Annotated in this window: 12 protein-coding genes; 5 read left to right on the forward strand and 7 right to left on the reverse strand. The window is 75.2% G+C overall.

The genetic code is table 11. The features are described from left to right. Positions 1–123: 123 nt before the first annotated feature. A complete protein-coding gene (locus BG452_RS36545) occupies positions 124–1,191 on the forward strand; it encodes an alpha/beta fold hydrolase (RefSeq protein WP_188308642.1) in 1,068 nt (355 codons plus the stop codon). Positions 1,192–1,269: 78 nt separating this feature from the next. Here BG452_RS36545 and BG452_RS36550 read toward each other — a convergent pair whose 3' ends face one another. Together BG452_RS36550 and BG452_RS36555 are read right to left on the reverse strand one after the other, a co-directional pair. Next, a complete protein-coding gene (locus BG452_RS36550) occupies positions 1,270–2,940 on the reverse strand; it encodes a tannase/feruloyl esterase family alpha/beta hydrolase (RefSeq protein WP_188308643.1) in 1,671 nt (556 codons plus the stop codon). Between the two features lie 291 nt (positions 2,941–3,231). Beyond that, positions 3,232–4,158 carry an alpha/beta hydrolase gene (locus tag BG452_RS36555; RefSeq protein ID WP_188308644.1) on the reverse strand — a complete coding sequence of 309 codons (927 nt, stop codon included), beginning with the start codon at positions 4,156–4,158 and terminating at the stop codon, positions 3,232–3,234. A gap of 254 nt (positions 4,159–4,412) precedes the next feature. Here BG452_RS36555 and BG452_RS36560 point away from each other — a divergent pair, with 254 nt between their 5' ends. Beyond that, positions 4,413–5,645, forward strand: coding sequence for a cytochrome P450 family protein (locus tag BG452_RS36560; protein ID WP_188308645.1), 1,233 nt, complete (start codon positions 4,413–4,415; stop codon positions 5,643–5,645). Positions 5,646–5,743: 98 nt separating this feature from the next. Here the strand turns inward: BG452_RS36560 and BG452_RS36565 are convergent, their stop codons facing one another. The 3 genes from BG452_RS36565 to BG452_RS36575 all read right to left on the reverse strand — a co-directional run bounded on the left by BG452_RS36565 (position 5,744) and on the right by BG452_RS36575 (position 7,363). Then, positions 5,744–6,103 (reverse strand): hypothetical protein, encoded by a 360-nt coding sequence (locus BG452_RS36565; RefSeq protein ID WP_188308646.1) that lies wholly within the window; start codon positions 6,101–6,103, stop codon positions 5,744–5,746. Positions 6,104–6,232: 129 nt separating this feature from the next. Further along, positions 6,233–6,637: a hypothetical protein gene (locus BG452_RS36570; protein ID WP_188308647.1), complete on the reverse strand. Its 405-nt coding sequence runs from the start codon at positions 6,635–6,637 to the stop codon at positions 6,233–6,235. 162 nt (positions 6,638–6,799) lie between these two features. Beyond that, complete coding sequence (locus tag BG452_RS36575) at positions 6,800–7,363, reverse strand: TetR family transcriptional regulator (RefSeq protein WP_188308648.1); 564 nt, start codon at positions 7,361–7,363, stop codon at positions 6,800–6,802. A gap of 195 nt (positions 7,364–7,558) precedes the next feature. On the opposite strand from BG452_RS36575, the gene BG452_RS36580 reads away from it, so the two are divergent. The 3 genes from BG452_RS36580 (at position 7,559) to BG452_RS36590 (ending at position 15,921) form a co-directional block, all read left to right on the forward strand. Then, positions 7,559–10,369: a helix-turn-helix transcriptional regulator gene (locus BG452_RS36580; RefSeq protein ID WP_188308719.1), complete on the forward strand. Its 2,811-nt coding sequence runs from the start codon at positions 7,559–7,561 to the stop codon at positions 10,367–10,369. 475 nt (positions 10,370–10,844) lie between these two features. Continuing rightward, complete coding sequence (locus BG452_RS36585; RefSeq protein WP_317621397.1) at positions 10,845–13,676, forward strand: ATP-binding protein; 2,832 nt, start codon at positions 10,845–10,847, stop codon at positions 13,674–13,676. 874 nt (positions 13,677–14,550) lie between these two features. Next, positions 14,551–15,921 carry a ricin-type beta-trefoil lectin domain protein gene (locus BG452_RS36590; RefSeq protein WP_188308649.1) on the forward strand — a complete coding sequence of 457 codons (1,371 nt, stop codon included), beginning with the start codon at positions 14,551–14,553 and terminating at the stop codon, positions 15,919–15,921. 352 nt (positions 15,922–16,273) lie between these two features. Here BG452_RS36590 and BG452_RS36595 read toward each other — a convergent pair whose 3' ends face one another. Next, positions 16,274–16,645: an STAS domain-containing protein gene (locus tag BG452_RS36595; protein WP_188308650.1), complete on the reverse strand. Its 372-nt coding sequence runs from the start codon at positions 16,643–16,645 to the stop codon at positions 16,274–16,276. Between the two features lie 10 nt (positions 16,646–16,655). Then, positions 16,656–16,979 carry a hypothetical protein gene (locus tag BG452_RS36600; RefSeq protein ID WP_188308651.1) on the reverse strand — a complete coding sequence of 108 codons (324 nt, stop codon included), beginning with the start codon at positions 16,977–16,979 and terminating at the stop codon, positions 16,656–16,658. Positions 16,980–17,037: the final 58 nt, after the last annotated feature.

Below are 17,037 nucleotides of genomic sequence, written 5' to 3' on the forward strand. Positions count from 1 at the left end.
CGGATGACTGCACCCGGCGGGCCCGCCGCGGCCTCCTGCGGCTCGACGTCATGTGACTGATGCGGTCGCCCCGATGGCCCGAGAACAGTGGGGGCACCAGCGAGTCTCCAGGAAGGACCAGACATGATCGACAGGCGAACCTTCACCAGGGCGGTCGGTCTCGGCGTGGGCGCCACCGCCGTATCACTCGGCGCGGCCGCGAACGCGTCCGGCGCCGCCGCCACCGGCGCCGGACGCCCCGGCCGCCCGGCCCCGGTCATCCCGACCGTCGCCCCGGGCACCCACACCGCGTTTCCCGCCCTCCGGCAGGTCCGGGCCGGTGTGCTCGACATCGGCTACGCCGAGGCCGGGCCGAAGCACGGGCCGGTGGTGGTCTGCCTGCACGGCTGGCCCTACGACATCCACAGCTACGTCGACGTGGCCCCGCTGCTGGCGGACGCCGGGTACCGGGTGATCGTGCCGTACCTGCGGGGCCACGGCAGCACCACGTTCCTCTCCCCGACCGCCGTCCGCAACGCCCAGCAGTCCGCGGTCGCCCTCGACGTCATCGCCCTGCTGGACGCCCTCGGGATCCACCGGGCGGTGCTGGCCGGTTTCGACTGGGGCGCGCGAACGGCCGCCGTCGTCGCGGCGCTCTGGCCGGAGCGGGTCAAGGCCCTGGTGTCGGTGGGCGGTTACCTCGTCACCGACGTCGCCGCGCAACGCAACCCGCTGCCGGCCAAGGCCGAGCACACGTGGTGGTACCAGTACTACTTCGCCACCGACCGCGGCCGCACCGCCATGGAGACCCGGCAGAACCGCCACGACCTGGCCCGGCTGGTGTGGACCGAGGCCTCCCCGACCTGGCACTTCGACGACGCCACCTTCGAGCGCACCGCCGCGGCCTTCGAGAACCCCGACTACCCGGCCGTCGTGGTGCACAACTACCGCTGGCGCCTGGGCCTGGCCGACGGCGAGCGCCGCTACGACCGCTACGAGCAGCTGCTCGCGGCCCGGCCGCCCGTCACGGTGCCGACCGTCACCCTGGACCCGGCCCTCGACCCGTTCCTGCCCTCGACCGACGGCACCGGGTACCGCGGGTTCTTCACCGGCCCGTACGAGCACCGGGTGCTCGCCGGCGTCGGCCACGACGCGCCGCAGGAGGCGCCGACCGCCTTCGCCCAGGCCGTGGTGGACGCCGACCGGCTCTGACCCGCGCACCGCGTCCGGGTCCGCCCCCTCTGCTCGGAGGGGGCGGACCCGGACGCGGTCAGTGCCGCGCGGTCGCGGTCAGTGCCGCGCGGGCCGGACGCAGTGGAAGCTGCTCGCGGCGGCCGGGTCCCCGTGGCCGGTGTAGCGGGAGAGCATCGGGTAGCGGCACAGCTCGCGGGAGACGGTCGCGCCGGTGCCGGTGGTCACCGTGGCGTGCAGCACCGAAGGCGCCCTGCCCTGCTCCACCCAGGCGGTCAGCGCCGCCAGGTCGTCCACCTTGCCGCCGTCCAGACCGCAGTGGTCGACGCCCGGCGCCAGGAACAACCGGTAGAAGTCGTCGACCTTCCTCGCACCGCCCATCCGCGCCTCCACCCGCTCGCGGTAGTCGACCGTGCCCGCGGTGGGGATCAGCTGGTCGGAGTCGCCGTGCCAGCTGAGCAGCTTGCCGCCGGCGTCGCGGAAGGCCGAGAGGTCCGCGTCCCGGGTACCGATGACCTGGTCGTACTCGGCGCGCGCCGTGCGGAGGACCTCCTCGAACTGCGCGCGGGTCAGGTGCGCGGTGTCGAAGCCGGGCTGCTTCGCCACGAAGGTGGCGACCCAGGCGGCCGGGACGAGGAACGGCGCGCCGGTGGTGACGCCGTCGTCACCGGTCCTGCTGGCCGCCAGGTAGCGGAAGTCGGCGCCGATCGGCAGGCCGTACCAGAGCCGCTTGCCGTGGGTGTCGCGCGGCCCGTCCCAGATCCGCCGGACCACCTCGGCGTCCGCCGCCGTGACGGTGACCTCCTTGCCGTCGCAGACGATCCGGGTGCCGATCAGCCGGCGCGGGTCGAAGTCGCACCGCCGCGGGTCGCCGATCAGGCCGTCGGCGACGCCGTCGAGCTGGTCGCAGGCCTTGAGCGCGGCCTGGTTGAAGGCGTCGAACTCGCAGCCGGTCGGGTAGGTGTGCGCCTCGTTCATCACCACCTGCGGCCACAGGCTGGCGACCTCGAACTGGTTCCAGTTGATGCCCGGCGCCGCGGCCTTGATGCCGTCGAAGTCCGTCGGGTACCGCTGGGCCTCCAGGTAGCCCTGGCGGCCGCCGGTGGAGCAGCCGTTCCAGTAGGAGTAGGAGGCGGCCCGGCCGTAGACCCCGGCCACCACCTGCTTGCCGACCAGTGCCATCTCGTGCGCGGAGCGGGAGGCGAAGTTGTCCAGCAGCGCGGTGTTGACCTTCCCGGCGGCGTCCAGCCCCCAACTGGTGTCCAGGGCGCCGCCGACACCGGCGTCCGTCGTGGCGACGGCGTAGCCCTGCTTGACGGCCGCGGCGAGCCCGGCGCCGCTGTCCCCGGCGGCGTAGGCGCTGCCGCCCGCTCCCTGGAAGCGGCCGTTCCAGCCGCTCTGCGGCAGCCAGACGGTGACCTTGGCGTGGTCGTCCGCGCCGGGGTGGGTCAGGGTGACCGTCACCTCGCAGTGCGCCGGGACGTCCGGCACCGGGAAGCCGCCCAGCGGCGGGACCCCGGGCACCTGGAAGGTCCCGGCCGGCACCGGGGCGGCGGTCACGGACTCCACCGCGGTGCCCGCCGGGGCCTGGACCGGGACGGCGGCCGGGGCGCAGGCGAAGGACGAGGGGGCGGTGGCGTTCACGGCGGGGTTCGCGGCAGGGTTCACGGCGGCGGTGAGCTCCGGGAACGCGCTCACCGGTGTCGAGACGGCCACGGCGGCCACCAGCGGGACGGCGGCCGCGACGATGGTCAGGAACCGTCGTTTCATGATCTCTCCTCGGGATCGGGGTCGGCGCCATCACTGTGGCCGCCGGAGCGGTGACGGCACATCAGTCACTTGACGCCGGTCGGCGCAGTGGTCGCGGGGTCGACCGGACCGGAGAACCTGGGGTCACATGACCGATGTGCCGGCACCGGCGCCGGACGACAGTGGGGCCGCTGGATCAACCCGTTGTCGAACTCCCTTGGAGCACTCCCATGTTGAACCTTGAGAACGGCCGCCTGCGCCGGATCGCCACCGGTGCCGCCGTCGGCTCGACGGCGGCACGGGCGCGGCCGGTCAGCGTGCGGCGCCCAGGTGCTCGGTGAAGAAGCCGGCCAGCGTATCGACGGCCGGGTCGATGTACTCCCTCCGGTCGTAGAGGTCGACGTGGCTCGCGCCCGGGATCCGGTGCAGTTCGGCCGGGCCGGTGGCGCGCTGGTGGGCCTCGACGGCCATCCAGGCGGTGACGGCACGCTCGCCGACGATCTGCAGCACCGGGCGGGGGCCGATCAGCGGAACGGCGAAGAAGGCGTCGAACCCGGCCAGTCGGTCGATGCTCGCCCAGGCCAGGGACTTCGCGGACCGCTCGTGCGCGCCGCGTGGGGTGCAGTAGTACTCGAAGCCCTCGACACCGTGCTCGCCGCCGAGCGCGCGGGCCTGCTCGGCCGTCTGCGGGAACACCGTCAGCGCGCCGGGGTCCTCGCCCCGGGCGGCGGCGGTGCGGGCTCGGGCGGCGGCGTCCAGCAGGGCCCGGAAGACGGCCGGGTCCTGGCCGCCGTCGGCGCCGAGCCGGAACTGCCGGGAGGGGTCGGCGGTGGACACGGCGGCCACCGCCCGGACCCGCCGGTCGCCGCCGGTGGCGGCCAGCCCGTACCCGCCGGAGGCGCAGATGCCGAGCAGACCGATCCGCTCGGCGTCGACCTCGCCGCGGGTGCCCAGGAAGTCCACCGCCGCCCTGAAGTCCTCGACCCGCTGGCCCGGGTCCTCCAGTCCGCGCGGCAGACCGCCCGACTCGCCCTGGTGGGCCGCGTCGAAGGCCAGGGTGACGAAGCCGCGCTCGGCCAGCAGCCGGGCGTAGGTGCCGGAGGCCTGCTCCTTGACCCCCGTGCCCGGGTGGCCGACCACCAGGGCCGGGCGCGGAGCTCGGGCCGGGGCGTCGGGGAGGTACAGGTGCGCGGCGATCGTGGTGCCGGCGCTGTCGAAGCGGATGTCCGTCCTGGCCATGGGGTCCTCTTCCGGTCGGTCGGCCCGCCGGCGGTCCGGGGGCGTCGGGGACCACCGTGGCCCACGGGGGCGGACCGGGGCTTCGGTCAGATGACTCCACGCCTGACATGCAGTCATGGGGCGCTCCGGCGGCCGACGGAGCCGGTGGTCAGATGACCGATGCGGGGGCCCGCCACCGGGCGAAGGATGGGATCCCGGCCACGGCCGCTCCGGTCGCGGCCGGCCACCCGCCCATCCCCCGGACAGGAGCTCCCATGGACCCGCACGAAGAACCCCCCGGCAGAACGGCCACGGTCGTCCTCGACGCCGCCTTCAAGGCGGACGCCCCCGCCCGGTACGCCCGGCTGCGGGACCTCGGCCCGATCCACCCGGCCGAGTTCCCACCCGGCCTGGCGGGCTGGGTGGTGGTCGGCCACGACCTCGCCCGCCGGGCGCTGACCCACCCCGCCCTGCTCAAGGACGCCACGCCCGCCGCCGACGCCCTGGACGCGGCCGGCTTCGTCCTGCACCGGCCCTCGGTCGGCCTCGGCGCGCAGATGATGGAGGCCGACCCGCCCGAGCACACCCGACTGCGCCGGCTCGCCGCGGCCGCCTTCACCCCGCGCCGCACGGCCGAACTGGCGCCCCGGATCGAGCAGATCGCCCACGGGCTGATCGACGCGATGCCGCCCTCCGGCGCGCTCGACCTGGTCGAGGCCTTCAACGCCCCGCTGCCCGCCACCGTCATCGCCGAACTCCTCGGTGTACCGGCCGAGCACCACCGGGACTTCCGCCGGTGGTCGTCCCAGGCACTGCGGCCCGCCTCCCCGGAGCACCGCCCGGCGCTGGCCGCCCTGCACGGCCTGCTGGCCGAGCTGGTCGCGGACAAGCGCCGCCGGCCGCAGGACGACCTGCTGTCCGCGCTGGTCGCCGTGCGCGACGGGGAGGCGGGGCGGCTCACCGAGGAGGAACTGGTCGGCACCGCGCTGATGCTGGTGGTCGCGGGCCACGAGAGCACCGTCAACCTGCTCGGCAACGCCGAACTGGCGCTGCTGCGGCACCCGGACCAGCTGGAGCTGCTGCGCGAACGGCCCGAGCTGCTGCCCGCCGCGGTGGAGGAGTTCCTGCGCCACGACAGCCCCGTGGAGCGCTCCACCAACCGGTACGCGGCGGTGGACCTGGAGCTGGGCGGGGTGGCGATACCCCGGGGCGGCCTGGTCGTGGTCGCCCTCGGCTCGGCCGGCCACGACGCCGCGCAGCGGGGCTCCGGCGACCCGGCCGCCCTCGACGTGGGCCGGCCGGACGCCCGCCACCTCGCCTTCGGCCACGGCATCCACCACTGCCTGGGCGCCCCGCTCGCCCGGCTGGAGGCCGCCGTCGCCCTGCGCGTGCTGCTCGCCCGCGTCCCGGAGCTGGAACTGGCCGTCCCGGTGGAGTCGCTGGCGTGGATCGACTCCGGGATCATCCGCGGCGTGCTCTCCCTGCCGGTCCGCTACCGGCACGGCTGACCGCTCCGGGGGGCCCGTCAGCCGGAAACGCCGGTACCGGGGGTGCGGGAAAGAGCACCCCCGGTACCGGCGTCCGGCCGAAGTCGCCGCGGCCCGCGTCAGGCCGGGATGACCCGGTAACTGCGCATCGCCCACGGCGTGTCGGACTGCGCCAGCGAGCCGGTGGCCCACGGAACCGCCCCCGCGCAGCCCGCGCCGGGGTACAGCACCACGGACGCGGAGCCGTTGGCGACCTGGACCGAGCGGGCGGGCGTCGCCAGGGTGTGGCAGGTGCCGAGGTCGGCCAGGTCGACCGTGGTCGCCGTGCCGCTCCCGTCGGTGCCGGTGTACAGGTGGGCGCCCGGCTGCAGCGGCGGCCGGCCGGCCGCGTTCGCCGGGCCGGCGCCGAGACCGACCAGGGCGGCGACCGCGGTCGCCGCGACGGCCGAGCCGCGGAGCACCGTCTTCGGGGTGCACATGGGTGAACCACCTTTCCGTGGGTGTGCTGGTGACGCCGGTACGGCAGGCGGCAGCGGGGGGCTGAGCCGCTCCTGCCGTACCGGCGGGTCAGGTTCCCGGACGGGGCGTCCGGGACGGCACGGTCTGGCTCAGTGGACGTAGAGCTCGTTGGAGCAGTACGTCCACCAGCCGCGGGGCGGGGCCCAGCCGAGGTACTTGGTGCCGCAGATCTTGATGCTGTTGATCCTGCCGATGTACTTCGTCGCGACGGACTTGCCCTGGTCCACCTCCAGCGGCGTCTTGATGTGGCCGAAGTCGTCGGTGGCCTGGACGGAGCCCTTGAAGTAGGTGCCGTCGCCGACGTAGATCCACACCCAGCCGTCGGAGCAGTTGTCCACCTGGACTTGGACGTTGCCGAACCCGAAGTACTTCGTGCAGCCGGCCGTGGCCGCGGTGCTCGCGGACGCCGGGGTGGCCGAGACGGTGGTCAGCGCGGCGACGGCGAGGCCCAGGGCGCCGGCGGTCCTGGCCAGCTTGCCGAACGGGTTGTTCACGGTGATGACTCCTGCGGTGCGATGCGTGCGGTGTACTGATGACGTGTCTGCTCGTGCAGCGACTCCACAGTGCCGCGCGGGCCACGACCCCGGCATCAGTCAAACGACTGCGTTCCCCACCGCCCGGCCCTCACCACCCGGCCGTCACCGCCCGGCCGGCCCTCACTTCAGCAGTCCGGCCGCCACCCGCCGGACCAGCTCGCGGCGCTGCGCCGCGTCGTGGACGTCCACCACCATCAGCACCTCGGGGGCGATCGTGGGCCAGAGCATGGCGAGGTGGACCATCACCGCGAACAGCAGCCGGGCCTCGAACCGGTCCGACACCACGCCCCGGCTCTGGGCGTCGGCGATCACCCCGATCCGGCGGCGGACCTCGTCGAGGGCGCGGGCGTCGGGCGCTTCCGCGCCGCGCTCCATGTTCTGCCAGGTGATCAGCCGGGGGAGGTCGGGGTGCTCGGCGTAGATGTCGCCGAGCCGGGCCGCGAACTCGGGGAGGTCCTCGTCCCCGTCGAACGGCAGGCTGTCGACGATCTGTTCCACCGCGGCGCTCCAGACCGCGTCGAACAGGCCCACCTTGCTCCTGTAGTAGTGGTAGATCTGCGCCTTGTTGCTCCGGGCAGCCGCCGCGATGCGATCCACCCGGGCGCCGTGGAGCCCGTGAGCGGCGAACTCGGCCCGTCCGGCCGCGAGGAGTCTCTGCTTGGTGGCTTCGGCGTCACGTTGCATGCGCAGACCTTAGCCGAGTACCGACTAACCGTTTGGTTGACAGTCGGTTCCTCGGCCGGGTCTAATCAACCAACCAGGTAGTTGAAAGCCGTACGGCCCTCGCGGGCGCCGGGCCCCGACGTCCGACCGGTCACGGCCCTCACCGACCTGGACGTTCGATGGGGAGGGAACCGGACCGTGGGATCAGTCGGGCCGATGCTCGGTCGGGACGGCGAACGCGAGCAACTGACCGCGTTCGCACGGTCCGTGGAGGGGCGGACGCTGCTCCTGCGGGGCGAGACCGGCGTCGGCAAGAGCACCCTGCTCGACTTCGCCGCCGAACTCGCGGCCCGGGAGGGGCAGCTCGTGGTCCGGGCCACCGGGGTCGAGGCCGAGTCCGAGCTGCCCTACGCCGGGCTGCACCAGCTGCTCTACCCGCTGCTGGCGCACACCACCGGACTGGACGACACCTCCCGCGCGGCCCTCGGCGCCGTGTTCGGCCAGACCGGGGGCACCCCGCCGTCCCTGATGTCCCTCGGCATCGCGGCGCTCGGCCTGCTCTCCGCGGCGGCGCTCGAACAGCCGCTGTTCCTGGTCCTGGACGACGCCCAGTGGCTGGACGACTCCAGCGCGGCGGTCTGCGGGTTCATCGGCCGTCGGCTGACCGGCAGCCGGCTGAAACTCCTGCTGGCGGTCCGCTCCGACATCGCCTCCCCCTTCGACACCGCCGCACTGCCCGAACTGGCGGTCGGCCCGCTCAGCGAGGAGGACTCCGCCCTCCTGCTGGACGGCCACCACCCGTCGCTGGAGCGCCGGTTGCGCCGCATCGTCCTCAACCAGGCCCAGGGCAACCCGCTCGCCCTGCTGGAGCTGCCCGGCCACGCGGGCGGCCCGACCGACGACCGGCCCCCGGCCGACCCGCTGTCCCTGCGCGGCGCCTCACCCTCCCGGCGCCTCCGGCACCTCTACGGCACCCGGATCACCGGCCTGGCCGCCGGCGTCCGGGCGGAGCTGCTCAAGGGCGCCCTCGACGGCGTCGCGGCCGGGTCCGGCGACGGCCCGGTGCCCGCGGGCCGGTACCGGATGCGCGACGCCGACGAGGCCGTCGTCCGCGGCCTGCTGGTGATCGAGCCGTCCACCGGCGAATTCGCCTTCCGGCACCCGCTGGTGCGCTCCAGCGTCGTCCAGCTCGCGACCCCCGGCCAGCGCCGCGAGGCGCACCGGACGCTGGCCCGGCTGCACCGGGGAGACCTCGAACGCCGGGCCGCGCACCTCGCCGAGGCCACCCTGGACCCGGACGAGGAGGTGGCCCGGGTCCTGGAGGCCGCCGCCGAGTCCGCGACCCGGCGCGGCGGCGCGCTGACCGCGGTGACCTGGCTGACCCGCGCCGCCGAACTCAGCGAGCACCCGGCCGAACGGTCCCGGCGGCTCGGCGACGCGGCGTTCATCGCGGGGCACGCCGCCCGCCTCGGCCACGCCCGCCGCCTGCTGCGGGCCGACCCCGGGCCCGACTCCGACCGCTCCCCCGCCGCCGCGCTGGCCTCCGGCTACCAGGCGCTCTACCAGGACGGCGACGTGCGCTCCACGCACCGGCAGATCTCCGCCGTCGTCGAGCGGCTGGCCGATCGGCGCGCCGCCGACCGGACCGACGCCGAGGATCCGGACGGCGCCGGCGGCACCGACGGCACTGTGCTGGACCGGCTGCTCGCCCTGCTGCTCGCCACCAGCCAGTTCGCCGCCGACCGGGCCCTCTGGGAGCGCACCCACGCGCTGCTGGCCGCGCTCGGCGACCGGGTCGGCGAGCGGGCCCGGATCTACAGCGCCACCTGGAGCGACGTCGTCCGGCACGGGGCCGGCTGGACCGGCCCGGTGGAACGGGCCGCCGCCGACCTGCCCGGGCAGGAGCCGTGGGACGTCGCCCGGCTCGCCGTCTCCGCCTACCACCTGGACGTCCTCAGCCCGCTCCGCCCGCACCTGCAGCGCGTCGTCTCCCGCGAGCTGGAGACCGGCGCGGTCTCCGCCGGCATGGTGATGCTGCACCTGATCATGCTCGACCAGATGGGCGTCGGGGAGTGGGAGGCCGCCGAGCGCACCGGCGGGCGCGCCCTGCGGCACTCGGACGAACACGGGCACGAGCTGTTCGCCCAGCAGACCAGGGCCTACCTCGCCCAGATCGCCGCGATGCGCGGGCAGACGGCGGCCGCCCGCGAGCTGCAGGCGGTGGTCGACGCCTGGGCCCGCCCGCGCGGCATCGGCTTCCTCACCCAGCTCGCCGACGCGGCCGGCGCCACGGCGGCGCTGAGCGACGGCGACTACGAGGGCGCCTACCTCCACGCCATCGGCATCACCGCGCCGGGCGTCTTCCAGCCCTACGCCCACCAGGCCTCCCGCACCCTGCTCGACCTGGTCGAGGCCGCCGTCCACACCGGGCGCGCCGCACAGGCCAGGGCGCACGCGCTGGCCGCCCGGGACGCGAACCTGCCCGCTGTCTCCCCCCGGCTGGCGCTGGTCACCCACGGCGCCCTGGCGATGACCGCCGACGGGGAGCAGGAGGCCGCCGAGGCCTACGCCCTGGCCGTGGACCACCCGGCGGCGGCGCGCTTTCCGTTCGAACTGGCTCGGATCCGGCTGGCGCACGGCATCCGGGTCCGCCGTACCCAGGGCGCCACCGCGGCACGGCAGTTCCTCGCCCCGGCCGCCGACGCCTTCGAACGCCTCGGCGCCACCGCCTGGGCCGCCCGGGCCCGGGCCGAACTGCGGGTCAGCGGCGTCCCCGCCCGGCCGGCAACGCGCACCACGAGCCTGCTGACCTGGCAGGAGCGCCGGATCGCCGACCTGGCCGCGGGCGGCCTGACCAACAAGGAGATCGGCGAACGGACCAGGCTCTCCCCCCGCACCGTCAGCGCCCACCTGTACCGCATCTTCCCCAAGCTGGACATCACCACCAGGGCGGCCCTGCGCGACGCCCTCACCAGACTGGACGAGGACGCTGCTACGCCGAACCCCGCTCTCCCGCACCACCGTTGACCGTTCGACCGGCCGATCCTCCCGAGCCGCCCCGAACCCGGTGCGACTGAACCCCGCCCGGGCACCGGCGGCCCGTACCGGGACAAGCGCGCCTACGGCATGCCGATCCAGTGCGGGTCCTGGCCCGCCTCGCCACCGGCTTCCTCGACCGCCCGGACCTCGCCGACCATCCCGACCGGGCGGCCGACGTCGCCCGGTGCCCCGCCGCTGACTGGTCGGCGGCCGGACGGCGGCCATGACGACGGAGGAGGCAGTCAAGCGGCTGGACGCGCCGGCCATCGCCTCGGCCCGGCCGAACGAGGTCGGCGACCTGCTGAGCCACCCGCAACTCACACCGACTCCGCCCTGCGGACCCGGGGGTACTGGGCGGGTCCGGGACGTGAGCGAACCGGACGGTCCCGGTCACCAGGTACATTGCGACACCGGCGAAACAGGTGAAGGCCGCTCAGGCCTCGATCGGTGGTGAGGACGGGACGTGGCCGCAGAGGACAGGCTCCGCAGCGACGGCTTGCCGTCCCGGCCCGGCGGTCCGGACCCCGGCGGCCCTCGGCTGATCGGCCGGGAGCCCGAACTCGCCGCGCTGGCCGCCTTCGTGGCCGCGCCCGAGGGGCAGGCCCTGGTGCTGCGGGGCGAGCCGGGGGTGGGCAAGAGCGCCCTGGTCGGTCACGCGGCGGGACTGGCCGCGCGGCAGCGGCACGCCCTGATCCGGGTCACTGGGGTGGAGGCCGAGTCGGAACTGCCCTACGCCGGGCTGCACCAGTGCCTCTTTCCCGTGCTGGACCGCGCCGCCGGGCTCGACGAGCGCCAACGGGCGCTGCTCGACGTGGTGTTCGGGCACGGCAGCGGCGGGCCGCCGTCCGTGCTGGCCCTCGGCATCGCCGTCCTCGACCTGCTGTCCCTGGTCGGCGCGGAGCGGCCGCTGACGCTGCTGATCGACGACGGCCACTGGCTGGACGACGCCAGCGCCGAGGTGTGCGGGTTCGTCGCCCGCCGGCTGGCGGCGGGCCCGGTGAAGATGCTGGTCGCGCTGCGGGCGGACGAGCGTTCCCGCTTCGACGACGCCCGCCTCCCGGAACTGCCGGTGGAACCGCTGTCGGAGGAGGCCGCCGAACGCCTGCTGACGGTGCACCGCCCGGAGCTCGACGCCCGCACCCGGCGCACCGTCCTTGACCACGCCCGGGGCAACCCGCTGGCCCTGTACGAGCTCCCGCCCCGCCCCGCCGCGCCGTACCCGGGCAGCGACCCGGGCGGCGCCGCCCTCCCGCTGTCCCGGCGCCTCCAGCTGCACTACGGCGCCCGGATCGGGCGTCTGGACCCCGGCACCCGGGCCGAACTGCTGCGGGGCGCCCTCGACGGCACCGCCGGCCGGCCGGGCGGGGAGCCCGGCGCGCGGTACCGGATGCGCGGCGTGGAGGAGGCCGCCGCGTCCGGGCTGCTCGACGTGGACGCGGCGGGCCGCGACTTCGTGTTCCGGCACCCGCTGGTGCGCTCCGCCGTCGTCCAGCTGGCGACGTCCGCGCAGCGCCGGGCCGCGCACGCCGACCTGGCCCGGGTGCACCGCGCGGACGTCGAGCGGTACGCCGGCCACCTGGCGGCGGCGACCGTCGACCCCGACGAGTCCGTGGCGGCGGCGCTGGAGGCGGCCGCCGGATCGGCGACCCGGCGCGGTGGTGCGGCGGCCGCGGTCAGCTGGCTCACCCGCGCGGCCGAGTTGAGCGAGGATTCCGCGCAGCGTTCCCGGCGGCTCGGCGACGCGGCCTACCTCGCCGGTCAGGCGGCCCTGCTGGACGAGGCCCAGCGGCTGCTGCACCGCTTCGAGCCGGAGCCGGGCGCGGCCGCGCCGCTGGCCGCCGTGCTCGCCTCCGCCCACGCCGACTTCGTCCGCTCCGGCGCGGTCCGGCCCGCCTTCCGGCGGCTCGCGGCGGCGGTCGAGCACCGTACGGGCGACTCCGCGCTCGCGGGTGACGAGACGCTGACCCGCGCGGCGGACGCGCTGGTGACCATGGCCCACTACTCCGGCGACCCCGCCCTGTGGCAGCGCACCGACCGCATCCTGGAGGCCCTCGGCGAGCTGGTCCACCCCCTGACGGCGATGTACCACGACGCGAGCGCCGTGGCCCGTAGCGGGGTCGGCCTGCGGGCGCGGCTGGAGCGGGCGTTCGCCGACCCGGCGAACCAGGCCCCCTGGGACCTGGCCCGGCTGGGGGTCTGCGCCTCCCACGTCGACGTGCTGAACCAGTACCGCGGCCAGTTGCGCGGCGCCGTCGAGCGCGAGCAGGAGGCCGGCGCAGTGTCGAGCGTCATGGTCCTGCTGCGGATGCTGATGCTGGACCGGATGTACTCCGGGGAGTGGGAGGAGGCGCGCCGGACGGCGGACCGGGCGCTGGAACTGGCCACCGCGCACGGCCACGTGCTGCTCGCCTACCACGCCCGCGCCTGCCTCGGGCAGCTCGCGGCCAGGCAGGGGCGGCTCGACGAGGCGCGCGAGCTCCAGTCGGCCGTGGACGCCTGGGCCCGGCCGCGCGGCGTCGGCCTGCTCACCCAGATCACCGAGGCGATCGCCACCGGGGCGGCGCTCACCGAGGGCGACTTCGAGGCGGCCTACCTGTACGCCATCGGCATGACGCCGCCGGGCAGCTTCGACCGCCACGCCCATCAGATCGCCCCGCGGGCCCTGCTCGAACTGGCCGAGGCCGCGCTGTACAGCGGCCGCCGCGAGCAGGCGCGCCGGCACGCGCTGGCGGCCTGCGACGCGGGCCTGCCGGAGGCGTCCCCCCGGCTGGCGCTGTCCGCCTACGGCGCCCTGGCGATGACCGCGGCGGACCTCGCCGAGGCCGAGCGGACCTTCGCCCGCGTCGAGGCGTACCCCGGGGCCGGGGACTTCCCCTTCGAGCTGGCCCGGATCCGGCTGGCGCACGCCATCAGGCTGCGGCAGTTGAAGGCGCCGAAGACGGCCCGGCAGGCCCCGCTACTGCTGGCCGCCGAGCAGTTCGAGCGGCTCGGGGCGACGGCCTGGGAGGCCCGGGCCAGGGCCGAACTGCGGGAGAGCGGGCTGTGGGAGAGCGGGCTTCCGGCGGGTCCGGCGGCCGCGGCGGCCGTGCCGCTGACCTGGCAGGAGCGCCGGATCGCCGAACTCGCGGCGAGCGGGCTCACCAACAAGGAGATCGGCGAGCGGACCAGGCTCTCCCCGCGCACCGTCGGCTCGCACCTGTACCGCCTCTTCCCCAAACTGGGCGTCACCACCAGGGCCGCGCTGCGCGACGCGCTGACCCGACTGCCGCCGGCCGACGGGGACAGGGACGGCTGACCGAGGAGGCGGGTTTCGCCGTCCCGCGCCCGGCGGGATCCCACCGCCCATATCCTGGAGCGGACGTCGGGGGCGCGGCGAGGCTCCGCAAATTTCCTGATAGGCCGTCAACTCGGCTGCCGTGCAAGGAGATTCGGACAGGGACGAAGGAACGCGCAGTCTCGGCGCTCTACGCACCGGTGGTACTCGGGCTCGGGGCGTGGTTCGCCGGGCACGGCCGGCCGGGCCGGGTGGACGGGCGGGCGGGCCGGGTGGACGGGCGGGCGGGCGGGTCCACTCCAGCTTTCCCTCGGGGCCGTACTCCCAACTGCTCCCCTGCTTCGACACGTTCCCGCCATCGGCGCAGGCCAGGGTCCGCATCAGCCCGAGAGCAATCCAGCTCGTCGGGGGCGAGCAATGCGTCTCGCAGATGGGCTGCCTGGCCGAAGCAGATCAAGGCGTGCCGATGGTCCAGAGTCCGGACCTGGCAGGTGTCCTGCCCGCGCGGACCTGAGCGGCACGTGCCGCGGATGCGATCACCGGCCGGCCCAGAGAACGACCGCCGCCGCCACGCTGGGCAGGGGGCGCACCGAGGGGGACGTGCTCCGATCCTCTGTCCGGGGTCCCCCGGGTTCAGTTCGTCAATGTGCACCGAAGCGTCGGCCCCCGCTCCCGTGCGAGGGCCTTCACGAGTTGGCGCAGCGGAGTGCCCTTCCATCCCCTTGACGCCTTGACAGGTACAGGAGTTGAATGCGCCTCAGGTCAGCACACGATAGGACGACTCCAGGGCCCGTCCGGCAGGATCCGCCGGACCGGCGCCCCCGCCCCGCTCCGCGGAACCGGCCCCCACCCCACCCCGCGGGCCGGTCCGCGCCCCTTCCGTCGGGAGCCCCAGATGACCCGTGACCCCGCGCGCCGCCGCACCGGCCGACGCGCTCGCCTCCGCACCCGGTCCGGCCGCCGACTCGCGGTCCTGGCCACCCTCGGCATGCTCGTCGCGCTGATCGGCCACGCGCCCGCCGCCGACGCCACCGCCGCCGCCGCGGTGGCGCCGGCCGCCCCGGTGGCCGCCGCCGGGCCGCCGCCGGGGTGGACGACCGTGTTCAGCGACGACTTCTCCGGCCCCGGCGGCGCACGGCCGTCCGGGGCGAACTGGACGTACGACACCGGCCCGGGCTCGACCTTCGGGACCGGCGAGATCGAGACCATGACCGACTCGACCGCCAACGTCCACCTCGACGGCAGCGGCCACCTGGACATCACCGCCCTCGGCAGCGGCAGCTCCTGGACCTCGGGCCGGATCCGGACGCCGAACGCGGTCGCCGGCGCGCCGGCCGGCGGCAAGCTGGAGGTCACGGCCTCGATCGTGCAGCCCGCCCCCGCCGGCGGGCTGGGGTACTGGCCAGCGTTCTGGATGCTGGGCCCGGGGCAGTGGCCCGAGAACGGCGAGATCGACATCATGGAGGACGTCAACGCCCGCTCGCAGGTGGCCGGTACCGTCCACTGCGGCACCTTCCCCGGCGGCGTCTGCAACGAGGGCAACGGGATCGGCAGCGGCCTGCGCGCCTGCCCGGGCTGCCAGAGCGGCTACCACGACTACGCGATGGTCCTGGACCGCACCAACACCGCCGCCGAGTCGATCACCTGGTACCTCGACGGCGCCGCGTACTTCACCGTGACGGAGAACCAGGTCGGCACCGCCGTCTGGCAGCAGGCCTTCGACCACCCCCTGTCCATCATCTTCGACCTGGCCATCGGCGGCGGCTTCCCCAACGGCGCCTGTGGGTGCACCACCCCGACGGCCGCCACCACCTCCGGGGCGACGATGAGCGTCGCGTCCGTCGCGGCGTACACCACCACCACCGGCGGCAGCGGCGGCGGCGGTTCGGCGATCACCGGCTACGGCGGCCTCTGCCTGGACGACCGCGCCGCCTCCACCGCCGACTACAACCCGGTGCAGATCTACACCTGCAACGGCACGCCCGCCCAGCAGTGGACTGTCGTCCCGGCCGGCAGCACGCTGCACGTGCTGGGCAAGTGCCTGGACGTGTACGCGGCCGGCACCGCGAACGGCACAGCGGTGGACATCTACGCCTGCAACAACACCGGCTCCCAGGTCTGGATCCCGCGCTCCGACGGTTCGCTGTACAACCCGCAGTCGGGCAAGTGCCTGGACGACCCCGGGCAGTCCACCACCGCGGGCACCCAGGTGCAGATCTGGGACTGCACCGGCGGCGCCAACCAGAAGTGGGTGCTGCCCGCCTGAGACGGCGTCGCGCCGGCCGTCGACCGGCCGGCGCGACGTGCGGCGCTGCATCGGCTGGGGGGCGCGGCCGCTCGTCGGGCAGGGCAGCGCACCACCCCTCGCCGCCCCGGGCCCCGAACCGGGACCCACGCAGAGGTCCACCGCCGCCGCCGGTGGCCAAGCAACGGCCCCTGGCGACTACAGAATCCGTTGACGAGCCGATGCCAGCGACGGCCGGGCCACCGGGGTGCGCTCGGCGGTGGCCGCGTGCGGGAGCGGAGTCGGTGGTGCGCATCGGTCGTGGCGGGCTACTCGCTTCGGAGGGTCTCGTCCCGGCCCCGGGCGGGTACCCGAGGGGGCCTTGGCGACGCGCTCAGACAGAAGGAGTGCGTGGCACGTGGTGCCGCAGAGCGTCTTCGGTGGTGGCGTGGATGGTGAACAGCGCGGTGGTGTCGGTGAGATCGAGGACCCGCAACGTCTGGGGCGGGGGCGCGATCAGCACGAGCGGGATTCCCTCGGCCAGGGCGCGACGGCGGGCGGTCAGAAGCACGTTGAGGCCGGTGGAGGTGAGGAACTCGACGCCGGCCAGGTCGACGGCGAGCAGGACGGGGCGCTGGTCCAAGGCAGCGTTCAGCGTCTGGTCGGCGACGGGTCCGCTGTCGAGGGTCATGTCCCCGGTGAAGGAGCACACCAGCGCGCCGCCGACCCGCAGGGTCTCCGAGTTCAGCAGGGGGTGGGGCAACACGGCTTCCTCCTCAGGGCAACGGGGCGGGCTGCACGGGCACCCGGTTCCCGCCTTCACGGACGTCTGCTCCCGCAGTGCCGGCGGTGTCGTGCGCGGGCAAGGCGGCTACGATCCGCTCCAGCCCATCCCAGAGGTCCAGGGCGCGCTCACGTAGTCCCACCGCGGAGCAGCTGCCCGCCTCCACCGCGCCGAGGTAGGCATCTATGCCGGTCACCGCATGGCGCACCTGCCGGCGCAGCGGCTCCGCCCGGCCGGCGTCCTCCCCGCTCTCGCAGGGCGCGCCGATCCGCTCTGCCAGCACGACGGCCAGCCGCTCCAGGCCTTCCCTGCTCATCGGGTCCACGCACACCACTCCCGCCGAAGGGGTCATCAAGGGCAGCCCGCCACGGACA

It is taken from the genome of Streptomyces sp. CBMA123 (genome assembly GCF_014596465.1).
In the GTDB taxonomy this organism is placed as follows: Bacteria; Actinomycetota; Actinomycetes; order Streptomycetales; family Streptomycetaceae; genus Kitasatospora.